This is a genomic window from Microcoleus sp. EPA2 (assembly GCA_020882975.1).
Taxonomy (GTDB): Bacteria; Cyanobacteriota; Cyanobacteriia; order Cyanobacteriales; family Microcoleaceae; genus Microcoleus.
This window is the reverse complement of sequence record JAHRFD010000004.1, coordinates 236752-256244: the sequence shown is the minus strand read 5'-3', so window position 1 is coordinate 256244 and position 19493 is coordinate 236752. Positions and strand designations below refer to the sequence as shown.

Genomic DNA, 19493 nt, shown 5'->3' with positions numbered 1-19493 from the left:
ATTGGTGATGCCACATCGGTGGAAAGCTCTCACTCTCCCATGTCCTCATCTTCCTCTAGATCGATACGTGGCACTGTCGGCAGAACAACTTTAACTGTTGTGGTTTCACCAGGTATACTTTTGATGGTTAGTCCTCCTCCATGCAGCTCTGCTAGAGATTTAGCGATCGCCAGTCCTAATCCACAGCCTTGTTGTTCGTACAGTTTGCGCTCAAATTGCGTATAGGCTCCCAGGGAGGAAATCTGAGCGAGAGTCATACCCCTTCCGCGATCGGTGATGCGCAAACTAAACATCCCATCGCTAGTAGTGCCGATCGCCTCAATAGGAGTTCCTGGTGCAGAAAATTTTAGGGCATTATCGATCAATTCTTCCACCAGTTTTGCGAAACGGCCTTCTGACATCACAATGGTGGCATCTTCTATTTTCAAATGTAAATCATTTTCGCGATCGACTTTTTTTGCTTGTTCGACCCCTTGATAATTAATCACTGCTTTAGCCGAGAAAGTTTGGTGGCTGCGCATCAATTTTAGTCGGTCTGGATCTAGTGCTACCAAATTCATTTCTGCATATAGCAAATAATTTTGAATCAGTCTATACAAGCGTTGACCGGAAATTTTGATATAGCCCACCATCTCTCGAATTTCTGAGACTTCCAGCAAATTACGTTTATCCAAAATCAAATCAGCAGAAACCAAAATTCCATTCAGAGGCGTTCGCAGTTCGTGAGGAAGGGACTGGTTAATGCTGCTACGCAAATTATTTAACTTTGCTTGCAATCGTTGCTCTGTAGCCATCTTTTTTTGCAATCTAGTAGAGATAGTGGCTAACAGTTCTTCTCTGGTAAATGGTTTAGTGAGATAATCATCTGCTCCCAATTCCATGCCTTGACGTAAATCATGTTTGCTAGATTTTGCCGTGAGGAAAATGAAAGGAATTGTCTCAGTTGCAGGATTTTTCCGCAAATTAGCAATCACACCATAACCGTCTAGCTCTGGCATCATCACATCGCAAATAATTAAATCGGGTATAATTTCTTGTGCTAATTCTACCCCAATGCGACCATTTTCTGCCCCTGTAGTATCAAAATCCTCCGCATTTAGTATTTCTATCAGGATTTCTCGAATATTGTTTTCATCTTCTATCACCAAAATTTTTGTCATAGGTTTAAATTTCTTTATTTAAGGGAAGTTGAACTGTAAATGAAGTACCTACTCCTATTTCACTGGTGACGGAGATCTCACCGCCGTGTAAATCTACCGCCTTTTTCACAATTGCCAGTCCTAAGCCAGTTCCAGAGATTTTACCCACATTTTTAGCTCGATGAAATAGATCGAACAGTTCTTGTAAATCTTCTGTGGGAATACCAATTCCTCTATCTTGGACTTCAAATCTTGCTTGTTTACCCTCAAAAGCGAGGTCGAATTTTATAATACCGCCATTTGGCGAATACTTGACAGCATTCGAGAGCAAATTGCTAAGGATATGTCGTAGCAGTTTTTCATCCATACAAGCAGGAGTAGATTCGCCTAATGTTTGAAAGGAAATTGTATACTCGCTGCCAGCACTCAGTTCCAACTCTTCCACTAAGCTACTGCAAAATTCGGTCAAATCCAATGGTAAAGGATTAAAATCTAGTTTTCCCGCTTCTGCTTGACCGATTAATAGCACGTCATCCAATAGGTGAACTAAGTGCTGAACGCTATTTTGAATGCGGTGGAGATAGGTAAGTTTTTTTTCGTGAGTCCATTTATTACCGTAATGTTCTAACAACTCTGCCGAGCCCAGAATTGCAGTCAGGGGAGTGCGGAATTCGTGGGAAGTCATGGTGATAAAACGAGATTTAAGCTCGTTGAGTTCCTTTTCTTTTTCCAGAGATCGACGAATTTCTGTTTCGGCTTTACACCTAGCCAGAGCAATCTCTATGGTGGTGTGTAAATCTTTTTCTTCAAAGGGCTTGATGATATAACCAAAAGGCTGTGTCTCCTTGGCTCGCTGCAAAGTAATCGGATCTGTATTGGCTGTTAAATAGACGATCGGCAAATTGAACCTTTGTCTAATTTCTTGGGCAGCCTGTACTCCATCTATGGAGCCTTTCAACATAATATCCATCAAAATTAGATGCGGCTGAAGCTGTTCGGCTTTTTCGATGGCTTTTTCTCCCGTAGCGATTACGGGTGGCACAGAATAACCCAACTTTTTTAAGCTGTTTCTAATGTCCATACCAATAATAGTTTCATCTTCGACTACCATGATGGTCGTTAAGTCCATTGTATTTTTACCCTGAGATTATCGGTTGACTGATTTTTAGATGAATTTAGTTTTTCCTTATACATTTTTATTCTAACCTCAAAATCATCAGTTTTCCAATTAACATAAAATCCAGAAATTTTGTTTCATTTTGTTATGGTTTTCAGCTCAAATCCGGGGAAAGCTACCCCCTTTTTTGTCGCGAGTTAATTTCTCCCTCTGCCCTTATCCCCCTCTCGATAAATAGGAGTTTTTCACCAGGATTTGGTATCACCCCTGATTACCGGTTTAAATAAAATTTGAAAACAAGTCCCGCCATTGCTCCCATAGGTGAGGGTTCCTTCTAATTGTTCAGTTAAATTAACAACTAACTGCAAACCTAGGGATTCCGATTCTTCTAAATTAAAATCTGGAGGCAGTCCCGTACCGTTGTCTTTGATGGACAGCAATAGATAGTCGCTGTCGTTTTTGATAAAATGAATAGATATCTCTCCACATTTTTGATTGGTAAAAGCATACTTGAGGGCATTAGAAACTATTTCATTGATGATTAATCCACAAGGAACTGCCGTATCGACATCCAGCAAAATTTTATCAATTGTTAAGCACAAGTCAATTTTTTGTGTAGAAATGTTATAAGAACGAAATAAATTATCTGCTAAGTTGCGAATATAGTCAGCAGCATCAATTTTTGCTAAATTAGAGGTTTGATAGAGTTTTTCGTGAATCAGTGCCATGGAACGGACACGATTGTAACTTTCTGTAAACAGGCTTTGCACGTTTTCATCGTCGATATATCCGGCTTGCAGTTTCAGCAGGCTGGATATCACTTGCAAGTTGTTTTTAACTCGGTGGTGAATTTCTTTCAGGAGCACTTCTTTCTCTTTCAGGGAGGCTCTTAGCTGGAAATCTGACTGTTTGCGATCGGTAATATCTCGATCCATGCCACGATAACCCCGAAAGGTGCCATCGGCATTGAAGATGGGAACGCCACTGCTTTCGAGTACAACTAAATGACCGTCTTTGTGAAGATTGGTATTTTCCACACAATTAAAGGGCTGTTGCGCTGCTGCAATGGCATAAAAAAAGTTAGCAACCCGTGCTAATTCTTCGGGAGGCATCAAGTCAAAGGGAGTTTTGCCTAGCAGTTCTTCAGGTTCATAACCTAAGAGTTCGCGTACTTTGGGACTGGCATAAGTATAGAAGTCGTTGGCATCTACTTCCCAAACCCAATCGCTGCTAGTTTCGACTAAATTGCGGAACCATTCTTCACTTTCTTTGAGGGCTGACTCAGCTTGCTTGGCGAGAGTGATATCTGTATGGGAACCAGTCATCCGCACGGGGTTTCCTGCTTCATCCCAAATCGCCTGACCTCTGGCCAAAATCCATTTGTATGTACCATCTTTGCAAAGAATGCGGTGTTCTACGATATAAAAGGGTGTTTGCTGAGCAAAATGCTCTTTAACTGTTTGCATAGTGCGGGGAATATCCTCTGGATGTATTCGTTTTTCCCATTCGCTAAAATGATTGGCAATTTCGTGGTCTTGATAACCGATCATTTCTTTCCAGCGAGGGGAGAAGAAGGTTTGATTGGTTTTGACATTCCAATCCCAAATACCGTCATTGTTGCCACGGACTGCTAACTGCCAGCGTTCTTGACTTTCTAGTAATGCTGCTTCGACTTGTTTGCGCTGGCTGATATCTTCCACACTGCCTTCATAATAAAGCGGTTGACCGTCGGAGTCGCGGACGATGCGAGCATTTTCTGAAATCCAGATTGTCTTGCCGTCTTGACGATAAATTTGCGATTCAAACCGGAACAAAGCATCGTGCTGCTGCATCAAGCTTACAAATTCGTCGCGACGGTTGGGTTCGACATAAACTTGTGTTTTAATATTAGTAATATTTTCCATCAAATCGGCTGCTGATTCATAGCCATAGATGGCGACTAGGGCGGGATTGACATTAATGAATTGACCGTCGAGGGTGGTTTGAAAAATGCCTTCTACAGCGTTTTCAAAGATGTTGCGATATTTGGCTTCTGCTTCTCGCAGGGCATTTTCTGCTTGTCGTCGGACGGTGGTATTGCGAAATACTAATACTGCTCCGTAAAGTGAGCCGGTATTGCGGAAAATGGGGGTGCAGTTTTGGTCGATCGGTATTTCTTGACCCGATCGGGGTCGCAAAAGAGTGCGATCGCTTAATTCAAAGGCAACTTTGGTTTGCAATACCTGTTGGACAGGACTTTTGACCTCTTGTCGCGATCGCTCGTCAATCATGCAAAATACTTCGTCAATTGGTCGTCCTAAAGCTTCCTGTGCCGGCCATCCCGTCAGCACTTCTGCCCAAGGATTGATGAAGGTAATATTAGCTAGTTTGTCAGTAGCAATCACAGCATCACCGATACTAGCCAGGGTTACTTCTAACAACTCGCGTTGGCGCTGCAAGGATGCCTCGGCTTGCTTTCTCTGAGTAATGTCACTGCCGATAAACAAAAATCCGGTAATATTAGCTTCTAAGTCGCGCAAAGCTGTCACGGACAGCAGCACAGGAAAATAGGAACGGTTGTCATTTTCTAAGAAATTAGTAATATCTGTGGGGATGCTAATTTGGGGTGTATCTGTAATATTTTTGGTGATGTAAGTCCATTCACTTTCCTCAATTTTTCCCAGGAGCGAGCGCGTGACAAAAACTTCAAATCCCGGCTCAATTATCACTCCCAATTCTTGGGACAAATCGTCAGCGTGCTTGGATATTTCCTTAAAGTTGTGGAAGAGCAAAGGGGTGGTTTTTCCAACTACTTCAGAAGCATTATATCGCAACAATCGTTCGGCAGTTGGATTGAAAGTCAGAATAGTGCCGTTGACATCTGTAGAAATTATTGTGTAGTTGGCGCTGTCCAAAATTGCCCGCTGCAAGCGAGTGGTTTCTTTTAGTCTTTCTTCTACCCGCTGACGCTGAGAAATTTCTTTTCCTAGTCTCTGATTCACCGTCTCAAATGTCTGTGCGCGCCGTCGCGAAAGTTGAGTTAGATAAACTGTCCATGCTAGCAGCCCAGCCATCAAAAATCCCACAACTAATAGGACTTCTGGAAGAGGAGATTGTTTTTGAACTAGGGAGTTTTGAAGCGGAAAAACCTGGATTTGCCATGCTATGTTATAGAGTTGTATTTTGGTGGTTTTTGACCAGCTATTCGCTGCTAAATTTCGCTCGTTTAGAGAGCTATAAATTGTTTCACTTCTATCATAAATTGACAGCGCGTAAGTAACTTCCGAACTTAATTTTAATGAGTCAAATAAAATATCAAATAATTCCTTAAATCTAAAAATACCAACAATAAAACCTGCAAAATTGTCTTTCCTGACAATCGGAACGTATACCAAAAATCCCTTGCCCCCCTGCTTGAGATTAATGCTATGGCTGACTATTACTTTCCGTTCTTTAGTGGCAATTGCTTGTGCTATCTGCTGCTTGAGTTCCAAGTTGAAGTTTTGCTCGGTGCGATCGCCTACAACTGGTAGACTCCAGGATACATTGAAGGAGGGGTCTACCCATTGTATGGCTTGGCAACTTTTGCAGCTCTCCAGATAAAATGCTGCTTGAGCTTCCCATATTTCTTTGGATGGCTTTCCTAATTTTTCCCACTGCTTGGCCATGTTAACTAGCCCGGATATTTGCTCTTGTACCTCGTGGGCGATCAGGATTTTGGTATTGGTTGCTTCTAAGTTAATTGCTTTCTCAATAGAGTGGCGATCGTTTGTCAGTAGAGTGTGCCACAGAACCACAGTAATCGCACAAATACTCACCGCCACTATCATGGGTAGCGATCGCACAGTAAATACCCACTGAGTTGTTTGGTGAATCCTAGCAAATAGTTTGATTAATTTTTTTTGCCAGAGCGACGAATCTAGACTGGATTTTTTTTGATTAACACGATCGATCATAGAATTATGTTCAGATATTTTTGAGAGCGATATTGACGATTAAATTTAATTGAAGTGGCGCTCGACCAAAATTTAGAGTTTTTTAAGTTCTGGGCTTGGGCAGATCGAAAGTAATCTGAAAACAAGTGCCAGCTTCACTAAATATTTGCAATTCACCTCCCAGTTGTTCCGACAAATTAGAAACCAGTTGTAGGCCCAAAGAGTCACTTTCTTCAATGTTAAAATCCGATGGTAATCCGACTCCATCGTCCCTCACCATTAGGAGGAATTCAGGGGAGTTATGATATACAAATTTAATGTGAATGTGACCATTTTGTTTTCCCCAAAAAGCATACTTTAAACAATTAGACACAAGTTCATTGACGATGAGACCACAAGGAATGGCCGTATCAATATCTAATTCTATTCGATCTATTTCTACCTGTAATTTAATTTTGGTGTCGGTTACTGTATAAGACTGGAATAAATTAGCTGTTAAATTGCGGATGTAGTCCGCAGCATCTATCTTTGCCAAAGTTTGAGATTGGTAGAGCTTTTCGTGAATCAGTGCCATCGATCGGACCCGGTTGTAGCTGTCAATAAACATAGTTAATGCTTCTCGATCTTTGATATACCCCGATTGCAATTTCAGCAGGCTAGAAATTATCTGCAAGTTGTTTTTGACTCGATGATGAATTTCTTTAAGCAAGACTTCTTTATCTTTGAGTGATGCTAGGAGTTTGCTTTCGGCAAGTTTGCGATCGGTAATATCAATTCCCACGGAAACTGCGGCTGCTCCTTGCTGATATTTCTGGGCGACTACCAAGTAATTGCGGGTAGAATCGTCAATTTTTAAATCAATGATTTGACTGGTGGCGGTCCCTGGTAAAATCATAAATTTACGCATAAATTCAGCAAAGTTAGCACTGTTTTTGAGAAAGCCAATATCTTGACCAACAAAAGCATCTGGACCCAGGTTAAAAGTAGCAGCAAGGTGTTGGTTAACGCCAAGGTATCGTAGATCGGAACCAATCCAAGAAACTGAACCAGGTACGGCATCTAATACAGCTTGCAATTGATCTTTAGCTTGTTGCAATGCTGTCTCAGCTTGCTTGAGGGCTGTGATATCGCGCATCAAAGTGGAATAAAACTCTACAGTGTCTGTGGGTGACTTGTGGGCGATGATCATTTGGGAAACGGGCATTTCCGTCCCATCCTTTCTTAATAAAGCAGTTTCGCCTACCCAAACTCCGTTGCGAGTGGCAGAGGGGAGGCCTTCATTTTGAATAATTTCCAGTGCCCATTGGGGGTGATATTGGGGAATATCAGACTGCAAGACTTCCTGGTTGGTTGGGATTCCGATAGCCTGTTTCATCTGGTTGTTGTTCCAGAGTATGTTGCCTTTAATATCGGACATACCTACAAAGTCGGTGCTGGCTTCTAGAATTGCTACCAAGCGCGATCGCTCTGATTCTGCTTGTTTGCGATCGCTAATATCTGCTAAATAACCAACTATTTCCCGTGGCTTACCCTCCACGTCTCGTACTAGCTTGGTTTGATTGTATAGCCAGCGGTAAGTACCATCTTGGTGGAGAAAGCGGTATTCCTGAATGTTGGAACCTTCCTCGATTAGTGATTGTAGATTAGCCCAGACGCGGGGGGCATCTTCTGGGTGAATGTGACGGTTCCAGAAACTAGAATCTGCTAGGAATTGCCACGCTTCATAGCCCACAAGTGAGGTGATATTTTCGCTAATAAAGGTAGGGCAGTAATCTCCCGCAGATTTGGTACTGTAGATTACCGCTGGACTACAAGAAAGTAAATATTTTAATCTATCTTGGGTCGCCCAAAGTGCTTTTTCGGCAAGTTTGCGATCGGTGATATCTGTTTGAATACCTATGTAATGAGTCAGATTTTGGTGGGCATCATAAATGGGAGAAATGCTTAACTCATTCCAGAACATAGTACCATCTTTGCGATAATTTTTTAAAATGACTACACAATTTTTCTGTTCTTTGATAGCAGTACGTAGTTGATCTAACTCCAGTTGGTTGGTTTCTGTTCCTTGCAGAAAACGGCAGTTACGTCCGATCGCTTCGGCCGCAGAATAACCAGTTATGCGCTCAAAAGCGGGATTAACGTAGATTAATGGAGTATCAGGGAGCCTCGCATCGGAGATAATAATACCATTGCTACTAGCAGTAATCGCCCGGTCTCTAATTCTTGAGGTTTCTTCAGCAACTTTGCGTTGGCTAATATCGCGACAAACACAAATAATTCCTCCTTCTTCAATTAATGTCAGAGAAATTTCCTGGGCAATTTTTGTACCATCCCGTTTGTTAGCAGTTGCTTCTCCTTGCCATTTTCCTGCTTGCCAAAATAGGGGAAATATTTCACTGTCGAATCGTTCAATTTCTTCTTGAGAGTAGAGTTCGCGCCAAGTTTTACCTAGCAGGCTACTGCTGCTGTCGTATCCAAATATTTGGTTGTGGGAAGCGTTCAAGTAGATGTATTCACCTTGGGCATTCAGAATGGCAATCCCATCTGTGGCGGCTTCTACAGCAGCTAATTGTCGTCGCAGGGTTTCTTCTGCAATTTGGCGATCGGTAATATCTGTAGAAATACCGCAAACGGCATAGGTAACTCCCTGGGCATCTTTGAGGGGAAATTTAATGGTAATATAAGTGTGTATTCCATCCTTCAAAGGTATAGTTTCTTCGCTTTTTATGGGTTGTCCGCTTTCAACTACTAGACGATTTTTTTCAGCAAAATAATTGGCTATTTTCTCTGGAAATTGAGTGTAAATGCTTTGACCAATCAGTTGTTTTGTTGTCACTCCAAACAAATTTTCAAATTTGTGATTAACCAGGATATATCTGTTTTGAATGTCTACTAAATAAATCACGGCTGGGGAGTTATCAAGAATGGCTTGTAGCTGCTCTTGACTGGCTCTCAATGCCGCCTCAAATTGCTGGCGTTCCCTAATTTCTTGGTGTAATTGCTGGTTAGCTATCCTTAACTGAGCTGTACGTTCCTCGACTTTGTTTTCCAGCTCTTCATTGAGTAGCTCCCAGGCTTTTTCAGCAGATTTACGAGCAGTAATATCGCGAGCAAAGCCATAGCTGATGCCTTCTTCTGGGAAAGGAATGCTGTTCCAAGAGAGCCACTTGTAAGTACCGTTCAAACAACGAAAGCGAATTTCCAAATCCCGCACTGCATGACCAGTATTTTTTTCTTGTTCCCATACATTTTGGACTGTTTGTAAGTCATCGGGGTGAATTAATTCAATGAAATTTTGACCTTCTAGTTCGTCTTTGGTATAACCAAGAATTTCTGTGCAAGCGGGGTTGACTAGCTTAAAACAACCGTTGAATTCGGCGATCGCCATTAGATCCATCGAATTATTGAAAAAGCGATCGCGATCGTTCTGCGCCTGCTTTAATTCAGTAATATCGCGACCTTCAGCAATCAGCATTACCACTTCTCCGGCCTCATCTTTCATTGGCTTGATGGAGAAGTCCACAGTGGCTATGGTATTACCAACACCCAAAACATCAGCTTCATAACGGATAAAGTTACCAGATGCAGCGTAGGCGATCGCACTTTTTAAACGTTCTTGAGTCGCGGTGGAAATTGTCCACCAGCGAGTTTCCCACAAGGGAATTCCAACCACATCAGCTAACTGCAAGCCACCGAAATCTAGTACCGTCTGGTTGGGTTCCACCAAAGTACCATCTAATTGCAACAAGCCCGTAAACTGAAATGTATTATTGAAGATAGCGCTCAATTTTATCTGGCTCTCCCGTAGAGATTCTTCTGCTTGTTTGCGTTCTGTAATATCAATCCCGACGCACACCACCGCCGTTTCTTGTTGATATTTGTGAGCGGCGAGTAAGTAATGTCGCGCTCGACCATCAATTTGTGATTCAATAACTTGGGAAGCCTCCACATCAGAACTACGAATAAACTGAATCATAAATTCTGTAAACACGGGGCTATTTTGCATAAAACCAAGTTCTTTGCCAATAAAATCCTTGGGCCTCAAGTTAAAGCTGTCAGCCAGATGTCGGTTAACACCAAGGTATTTCCCATCAGCATCAATCCAAGAAATAAATCCTGGTACGGCATCCAATACCGCTTGTAATTGCTCTTTGGCTTGTTGCAGGGACTCCTCAGCAACTTTACGCTCGGTGATATCAACACAGGAGCCAATGTAACCTGCAAAATCGCCACTGGGCGTAAACCGAGGCACGCCTCTATCTAAAATCCAACGAAACTCCCCATCAACATTCCTGAGACGGTATTCCATCAGGAATTTTTGACGGGTGTTAAAAGAGGATAGATAGATATCTAAACACTGGTGCAAATCATCGGGATGGACTGCTGCTGTCCAACCGTTATCTAGTTGTTCTTCTAAAGTTTTACCTGTAAAATCTAACCAGCCTTGATTAAAAAAATTCCGCAGACTATCAGTACCTGACATCCAGATAAATACTGGGGCTGTATCTGCCATTAAGCGGAAGAGTTGTTCGCTCTCCCGTAGGGCTTGTTCGGCGAATTTGCGATGGGTAATATCCGTAGCGACACCAAGGATTTGACAACTGGTACCATCGGCAGATAGCAGAGGTTTTTTGACTATTTGAAAGTACCGAATTTCTCCCGTAGGCGTGGTAACAGTTTCTTCTAAAAAAAATTTGGGCTGTAACGTGCTGGTAATTTCTCGAACATCAGCCAAAAATTTCTCAACTTGTGCAGGATCGTCAATAAATTCGGCATCTTTTTTGCCAGTCAAATTTTCTACTGTTGTACCTAAGAGTTCGGCAAGAGATTGATTGACTAAAACATATGTTCCATTACAATCTTTAACAAAAATGGCGTGAGGGCTGGTGTCGATCACATTTCGCAGAAATGCTTTTTGTGTTTGCAGGGCTGCTTCGGCGCGCTCTCGTTCTGCCAGTTCAGTTTGTACTTGTTGATAAAGTTTGGCTTGATGAATGGCGATGGCACAATGAGTAGAAATCGTCTTGACAAATTCCAATTCCGAATCAGTCCATTCCCGATCGCGATCGCACTGGTGCAGGCAAATCGCACCCAGGAACTGTTGTTGATATACCAGCGGTGTAATCGACAGAGCACGAACACTAAACTGACGGGCAACTGCTTGCAACTCTGGGGTTAAAGAGTCGTCAATTTTGTTAAATAGAACTTGATGGCCGTGAATTAATTGCTGTTTGTAGCGGTTCAATATCGGACAGTGCATTCCCAGTAATTGTTCTGCTTCTGGGGTAGCTTCACTAAAGTAGGTAATGGAAGTTTCTCGGTGGCTGTTTTCTTCCAAAATTACGCAGCGACTGACATTCAGGGATTGATGCAACTGATCTACCGTCGTCTGCAAAATTTGATCGACAACCATCGTATCTCGCATCACCTGAACAATTTGGTTAATGAGTGCAGCTTGTTTTGCTTGTTGTTCAACCTTTGTCAGTGCTGCTTGGAGTTCAGCAGTACGCTGCTCTACCTGGGTTTCTAGTTCCGCATTACGACTGCGTAGCAATTCAGTATTTTCGATTTGTAGTTGACGAATAGATTGCTGTGCGCGTTTGAGTCCTTTATAAATTTGGGCTGGTTCCAACAAACCCAATAAGTCTACCTGGGCGACGATTCCTAACAGAGTATCGTGGACATTTTCGCGAAACTGAGATACTAATAAAGGCTGCATTTGCTCTTGCTGCATTTGCTGAAAAGCACGCCACAGGGAATCTTCTGGGTTGAGGTGAGTTCCCAGCCTTCTCATAATAGCTGAAGCAGGAGTTTGTGCTAAATCTATGCCGAGAGCTTGTGCTTGTAAAATCTTATGTTCTGTGACGATACCTGTGGGAATGATGCGGGAAATTTCTGCTACTTCGTACTCTACTCCCTCTCTGAGATTGTCGGTAATTAGCGCCCAACTGGCGAGATTTTGTACCATCAACTGAGCAATTTTGAGTACCGATGTATGTCTGGGTACGCTCAGGATTTGAGTTTTCATGACTTCTGCGACAGTGCCTAATTTGAGGAGATTAGCGCTTTGCAGAGTTTCCAAGATACTTTCGGGAGTAACTATCCCCAAGAGTCGATCGCGATCGTCTACAATCGGCAGATAGGAAATTTGATGTTGGCGAAATATCAGTAATGGCGTAAAAATATCTTGAGCTTCCGACAGCTTGAAAACCACTTGAGGCTGTCTCATCACATCAGCGATTTTGAGGCGGCTCAAGCAAGTTATACCCGACGCCGCCAGACACACAGCATCTCTGGCTGTGAAAATTCCAGCCAGAGATGTGGTGCGATGATTGGAGGACTCCTCAACTACCAAAACGCAACCATTGTGTAAAAGTGACATCCTCTGGTTACTTTCTGGTTCATCGCCACTCTCAATAACCGTTGCTTGTGGGAACCAGAAACTATCCTCGCCATCTACTTCTCCCATTAAGCGCAGAACATCGAGGAGTGATGTTTGAGGTGCTACAGTTATGGGGTGACGATCGATAGCTCGCTCTAGAGTTGGCAAGTCTTTAAGCTGCATGACGGATCATTTTATTAGTAAGTCTCCAAAAATAACTTTCGGAAAAAGCGGTTTTACCATGATATTTTCAGAGCCATCGCTATTTTATATTTATACTTTACAATCTCAATTATTTCATCAGTATATTTACTCGAAATCTGACGGACCAAGGACGATAATCATCTCACTTGATAGTTCAACTTGGTAGTCTTGACCAGCTTATTTGAACTGTTTACCTATTACCAATTCTCGCTCGTACCTCATAGGAGAGCTCGAAAGGCTATAACTGACGAAGCCTAGAGGTTGAGTATTTATCTCTATGCAGAAAACGAATTGCCGCAGCTACAACTTTTAGTCGCATTAGGATTGTGAAATCGGAAACCGCCGCCCATCAAATCCTCTGAATAGTCCAAGGTGAGCTCGTTGAGATATTTTAAATGCTGGGGGTCGATCGCAATTTCAATGCCCTCCGACTCGCAAACATTGGCTTCTGAGTCGATCGCATCCTCAAAAGCCATGGTATAAGATAAACCGGAACAACCGCTAGATTCGACGCCTAAACGAAATAAAGCATTGGGGTTTGGATGCTTAGATTTGAGGCGCATTACTTCCTGAGCTGCGGTTTTGCTAAGATGAATCATTAATTTTGGGAATGGGGAATGGGGAATTGGGAATTGGGAATTGGGAATTGGGAATGGGTAATTGGTAATTCGGAATGGGTAATTGGGAATTAGTTATTAGTTGCGGCTTATGACTAATTGTTTATTGCTTACTTTTTGGTGCGAATACTCGCTAGCCCTAGGCCCTATCCCCAATTACCAGTTTATAGGTTATTTAGCCTTAGATTCAGTCCGGGCATAATCATCTTGAAAACGTACAATATCGTCTTCTCCAAGATATTCGCCATTCTGTACTTCAATTAAAATCAGGGGAATCACACCGGGATTTTCCAGACGGTGATTGATGCACTGAGGAACGTAGGTAGATTGATTAGTAAATAGAACTTGTTCATTTTCGCCACAAGTAACTTTAGCAGTACCAGAAACCACGATCCAGTGTTCGCTGCGATGGTGGTGCATTTGGAGGCTGAGGCGATGTCCGGGGTTAACTTCTATGCGTTTAATTTTATATCCAGGCCCTTCTTCGAGGGTAGTAAATGAACCCCAAGGGCGCATTTCTGTGGGGGTAATACCGTTGATTTCCACAGGTGTGTGGAGAGTAGATGTTTGAGGATTTTCTTGAATCTGAACCATGTTTTTACTCCTTCTGGATTGCTGGCTGAATTCTTTGGTAAACTAGGTTGGTTGTTGAGGCTAGCTAAATTTATTGTTAAAATTAAAGCTGACCAGGGCGGATGGGGAGCTAACTGTACAATTATAGCATTGCTACTTGGTCTCTACTGCGCGGAATATCTGTACAGAAACAGTTAAGCGTTACATTGAACCTCTTTGAGAGTAGGCTGGATTTATCCTGCAACGCCCTTTCATCCCTGGACTAAAGTCACAGGGTTTTCAGGGTATTTCTTATAAATCTGCTCAGCCCGATCTACTCGCCTTAACAACCATAACAAAATCACTCTAGCTGCTGTCACCCAAAATTCGATCTTTGCCTAAATCTATATTAAATCTTCATATGTAGCGGCGGGTTCTGGATTTAACGGGATATGTTGCAGGATTTATGGTGTTTTTGGACTGATTTAACCGTTCTCGATCGATATTTAGACCTTCAGGTTCGATAGTTAACTCATCAGCTTTAACTATTTTTTGACTCAGAGCGATCGCCTAGGCTGGGATTCTTTGGTGGCTCTGCCCAATGTAGTAGATCCACATATAATAAATGATACTAGATCGATCGACATCCCACGCTCTACTCTAGATCAACATCTTTTCACCACTTTGAGAGACACATCAAAATGAACAACAAAGGACTGCCAGAAAAGCAAGGCCTGTACGATCCGCAGTTCGAGCACGACGCTTGCGGAGTCGGCTTCATCGTACACGTTAAGGGTAACAAATCCCACGAAATAGTAGAACAGGCACTGACAATCCTGCTGAATCTCGACCATCGGGGGGCCTGCGGCTGCGAGCCCAACACCGGAGACGGCGCGGGGATTTTGATGCAAGTGCCCCACAAGTTTCTTTCAAAAGTAGCAGCAGCCCAAAATATCGAACTTCCCGAAGCTGGCGAGTACGGCGTTGGTGCAATTTACTCATCGCGAAACCAGACGGAACGGGAAAACGGCAAACGCATCTTTGCCGAAATCGCAGCCGCAGAAGGCTGTCCCCTACTAGGTTGGCGCGATGTCCCCACGGATAATTCCTCCCTGGGCGATACCGCCAAAGCCAGCGAACCTTTTATGCAGCAAGTGTTCGTCAGCCGCCCCGCAGGTATGGACGAGGCGGCTTTTGAGCGGAAACTCTACGTCATTCGCAAACGGGCACACAATGCGATTCGCAGGACTAACGTAGACCCCTACTGGTATAATTCCACACTTTCCTGCCGGACGATCGTCTACAAAGGAATGCTGATGCCGGTGCAAGTGGGAGATTACTATCCCGAACTGCATGACCCAGACATGGAAAGCGCTCTAGCCCTAGTTCACTCGCGCTTCAGCACCAATACATTTCCGAGTTGGGAGCGATCGCACCCTTACCGCTACATCGCCCACAACGGCGAAATCAACACCATGCGCGGCAACATCAACTGGATGAACGCGCGGCAATCGATGTTCGAGTCGGAACTATTCGGCGATGATTTAAAGAAAATCCCCAATTTAATCAATATCGAAGGCAGCGACTCCACTATCTTTGATAATGCTTTAGAATTGCTGACTTTGGCCGGGCGTTCTCTGCCTCACGCCGTGATGATGATGATTCCCGAACCTTGGACAGCCCACGAGTCCATGAGTGACGAGAAAAAAGCTTTCTACGAATATCATTCCTGCTTGATGGAACCTTGGGACGGGCCTGCTTCCATCGCCTTTACGGATGGTACATCGATCGGCGCCGTGCTCGATCGCAACGGTTTGCGCCCATCCCGCTACTGCGTCACCAAAGACGACATAGTAATTATGGCATCGGAAGCTGGAGTTTTGCCGATCGCACCGGAAAGAATTGCATCCAAAGGTCGCCTACAACCAGGCCGGATGTTTTTAGTAAATACCGCTGAAGGTCGCATCATTTCTGACGAAGAAATCAAACATAAAATTGCTTCGGAACACCCGTACCGCGAGTGGATCGAGCAGCACATGGTCGAGATTGCCAAGCTACCAGAAGCCCCCGCAGTTGCAGAATCTAACCCAGTGCCAGTATTGCAGCAACAAATGGCCTTTGGCTACACCTTTGAAGAACTGCGGTTGCTGTTAGCGCCGATGGCACGGGACGGGGTGGAAGCTGTCGGGGCAATGGGTGCAGATACCCCGCTGGCAGTGCTTTCCAATCGGTCAAAGCTACTTTATGAATACTTCCAACAGTTGTTTGCTCAAGTTACAAATCCGCCGATTGATTCAATCAGAGAAGAGATTGTGACTTCTGCCGAAACAACCATCGGATCGGAACGCAATTTGCTGAAACCGGAACCAGAAAGCTGTCACTTGATTGAGTTGAAAACACCAATTCTCAGCAATGAAGAATTGGCGAAACTCAAACACGTAACAACGGGCAATTTCCGCTCTATTACACTGCCAATTTTGTTTGACCCCAAAACAGGAGTAAAAGGTCTCGAACAGGCATTAGAAGATTTGTTTGCTGCCGCAGATAGTGCGATCGCCTCTGGGGTGAATATCCTGATTTTGAGCGATCGGGGAATTGATGCCGAAAACGCTCCAATTCCGGCACTGCTAGCAGTTGCGGGCCTCCACCACCACCTGATCCGCCAGGGTACACGCACGCAGGCGGGACTGGTGCTCGAATCTGGGGAACCGCGCGAAGTGCATCACTTTGCGACTTTAATCGGCTATGGTTGTGGTGCGATCAATCCGTATTTGGCCTTTGAGACGATCGCCGATTCGATCCGCCAAGGTTTGCTGGTAAATGTTGATACCAAAACAGCTAGCAAAAACTACGTGAAAGCCGCAACCAAAGGCGTGACCAAAGTTGCTTCAAAAATTGGGATTTCGACAATTCAAAGTTACCGTGGTGCCCAGATATTTGAGGCGATCGGCTTAAACAAATCCGTAGTCAATAAATACTTCACCTGGACAGCATCGCGGATTGAAGGAGTAGACCTCGAAGTCATCGCCCAAGAAGCCATTTTACGCCATACCCACGCATTCCCCGATCGCCCATCCAGCGGACACACCCTCGATGTCGGCGGCGAATATCAATGGCGCAAGGAAGGAGAAGCCCACCTGTTCAGCCCGCAAACCATCCACGCCCTGCAACAAGCAGTACGCGAAGGAAGTTATCCGCTTTTCCAAAAGTATTCCGCCCTGGTTAACGAACAAAACCAACAGCATTTTACCCTACGCGGTTTGTTGCAATTCAAGCAGCGGGAATCGATTCCAATTGAGGAAGTTGAGCCGATCGAATCTATTCTCAAACGCTTCAAAACTGGGGCGATGAGTTACGGTTCGATTTCTAAGGAAGCCCACGAATCTTTAGCCGTAGCGATGAATCGCATTGGTGGTAAATCGAACACTGGTGAAGGCGGCGAAGATCCCGATCGCTATACTTGGACAAACGATCGCGGTGACTCAAAAAACAGTGCGATCAAACAAGTTGCTTCCGGGCGTTTCGGCGTTACCAGCTTGTATTTGTCTCAGGCGCGGGAAGTCCAAATCAAGATGGCGCAAGGGGCAAAACCCGGAGAAGGCGGACAGTTACCCGGTAAAAAAGTATACCCGTGGATTGCCAAGGTACGGCACTCGACACCCGGTGTTGGTTTGATTTCGCCTCCTCCTCACCACGACATTTATTCGATCGAAGATTTGGCTGAATTGATTCACGACTTGAAAAATGCCAACCGGGAAGCGCGGATTAGCGTCAAACTCGTGTCGGAAGTGGGAGTCGGGACGATCGCGGCTGGGGTTGCTAAAGCCCACGCGGATGTGGTGCTCATCTCCGGCTACGACGGCGGTACCGGCGCGTCGCCGCAAACATCGATCAAACACGCCGGCTTACCTTGGGAATTGGGATTGGCTGAAACTCACCAAACCCTGGTACTCAACAATCTCCGCAGTCGGATTGCGGTGGAAACCGACGGACAACTCAAAACTGGCCGCGATGTAGCAATTGCTGCCTTGCTTGGTGCTGAGGAATTCGGTTTTGCTACCGCGCCGCTGGTGACATTGGGCTGCATCATGATGCGCGTTTGCCATCAGAACACTTGCCCCGTCGGCGTTGCGACACAAGATCCCCTGTTGCGGAAAAACTTTACGGGAGATCCGCAACATACGGTAAACTTTATGACCTTCGTCGCCCAAGAAGTCCGGGAAATCATGGCGCAGTTGGGCTTCCGCACCCTGAATGAAATGGTAGGGCGCACCGATGTTTTGGAAGCGAAACAGGCGGTAGAGCACTGGAAGGCTAAGGGTTTGGACTTCTCGAACATCCTGTATCAGCCGGAGGTTGGGGCGGATGTCGGGCGCTATTGTCAGATGCCGCAGGATCACGGTTTGGAAAAGTCGATCGACCTTAGTGTACTGCTGGATTTGTGCAAAGGTGCGATCGAAAACGGCACACCAGTCAAAGCAACTCTCCCAATCACCAACGTCAACCGCGTTGTCGGCACAATTCTCGGCAACGAAATCACCAAACGCCACTGGGAAGGTTTGCCCGATGACACCGTGCACCTGCACTTCCAAGGCAGCGCTGGACAAAGCTTTGGGGCATTCGTACCCAAAGGAGTCACCCTAGAGCTCGAAGGGGAAGCCAACGACTATTTGGGCAAAGGCCTCAGCGGTGGCAAAATCGTGCTGTACCCGTCGCCAGTTGCCACCTTCGTCGCAGAAGAAAACGTGATTGTCGGCAACGTAGTGCTTTACGGAGCCACATCTGGTGAGGTTTTCATCCGAGGGATGGCGGGCGAACGTTTTGGGGTGCGCAACTCCGGCGTTAACACAGTAGTCGAGGGTGTGGGCGATCACGGTTGCGAGTACATGACTGGTGGCAAAGTTGTAGTTTTGGGTGAAACCGGGCGCAATTTTGCAGCGGGAATGAGTGGCGGTGTCGCTTACATTTTGGATGAAGCGGGAGATTTTGCAACTCGTTGCAATATGTCAATGGTAGGTTTAGAAAAGTTGGAGGATGCTGAGGAAATTAGCGATTTGCGGCAGTTAATTCAGACTCATTTCGATTTGACTGGAAGTGCGAAAGCATCGAAGGTTTTGGCAAATTGGGATGCGATGGTGCCGGTGTTTGTGAAGGTGATGCCGAAGGATTATAAGCGGGTGTTGCAGGCCATTGAAAGGGCGATCGCTGCGGGTTTAAGCGGTGATGATGCGCTGACGGCTGCGTTTGAAGAAAACGCTCGCGATGTGGCCCGGATTGGGGGTAGTTAGTAAATGCAAGAAACCGGGTTTCTGCGACAGTCTTGGCATCATCACCGAGATGGTGGAAAGAAACCCGGTTTCTAAGGCCTTAATGTACCAGGAACTTTGCATCACAGCAGAGAAACCGGGTTTCTGCGATAATCTTGGCATCATCACCGAGATGGTGGAAAGAAACCCGGTTTCTAAGGCCTTAATGTACCAGGAACTTTGCATCACAGCAGAGAAACCGGGTTTCTGCGATAATTTCTGCATCATCACCGAGAGTGGAAAGAAACCCGGTTTCTAAGGC

General features: G+C 44.8%; 8 protein-coding genes. 2 read left to right on the top strand and 6 right to left on the bottom strand.

Annotation, left to right across the window (positions count from 1 at the left end; genetic code table 11):
• Positions 1-29: 29 nt before the first annotated feature.
• The 6 genes from AAFP14_RS06845 to AAFP14_RS06820 form a co-directional block, all read right to left on the bottom strand.
• Positions 30-1160 (bottom strand): hybrid sensor histidine kinase/response regulator, encoded by a 1131-nt coding sequence (locus AAFP14_RS06845; protein WP_341731540.1) that lies wholly within the window; start codon positions 1158-1160, stop codon positions 30-32.
• A 4-nt stretch (positions 1161-1164) separates the two neighbouring features.
• Positions 1165-2268, bottom strand: a complete 1104-nt coding sequence (locus AAFP14_RS06840; protein ID WP_341731539.1) for a hybrid sensor histidine kinase/response regulator — start codon at positions 2266-2268, stop codon at positions 1165-1167.
• Positions 2269-2501: 233 nt separating this feature from the next.
• Positions 2502-6191 (bottom strand): PAS domain S-box protein, encoded by a 3690-nt coding sequence (locus tag AAFP14_RS06835; protein ID WP_341731538.1) that lies wholly within the window; start codon positions 6189-6191, stop codon positions 2502-2504.
• An 82-nt stretch (positions 6192-6273) separates the two neighbouring features.
• Complete coding sequence (locus AAFP14_RS06830) at positions 6274-12735, bottom strand: PAS domain S-box protein (protein WP_341731537.1); 6462 nt, start codon at positions 12733-12735, stop codon at positions 6274-6276.
• A 296-nt stretch (positions 12736-13031) separates the two neighbouring features.
• Positions 13032-13355, bottom strand: coding sequence for a HesB/IscA family protein (locus AAFP14_RS06825; protein WP_341731536.1), 324 nt, complete (start codon positions 13353-13355; stop codon positions 13032-13034).
• Positions 13356-13544: 189 nt separating this feature from the next.
• Positions 13545-13967: a phosphomannose isomerase type II C-terminal cupin domain gene (locus tag AAFP14_RS06820; RefSeq protein ID WP_341731535.1), complete on the bottom strand. Its 423-nt coding sequence runs from the start codon at positions 13965-13967 to the stop codon at positions 13545-13547.
• A 659-nt stretch (positions 13968-14626) separates the two neighbouring features.
• On the opposite strand from AAFP14_RS06820, the gene gltB reads away from it, so the two are divergent.
• Together gltB and AAFP14_RS06810 are read left to right on the top strand one after the other, a co-directional pair.
• Positions 14627-19213, top strand: a complete 4587-nt coding sequence (gene gltB / locus AAFP14_RS06815) for a glutamate synthase large subunit (RefSeq protein ID WP_341731534.1) — start codon at positions 14627-14629, stop codon at positions 19211-19213.
• On the top strand, positions 19188-19490 hold the full coding sequence (locus tag AAFP14_RS06810; RefSeq protein WP_341731533.1) for a hypothetical protein: 303 nt from the start codon (positions 19188-19190) through the stop codon (positions 19488-19490). The genes gltB and AAFP14_RS06810 overlap by 26 nt, the downstream gene beginning before the upstream one ends.
• Positions 19491-19493: the final 3 nt, after the last annotated feature.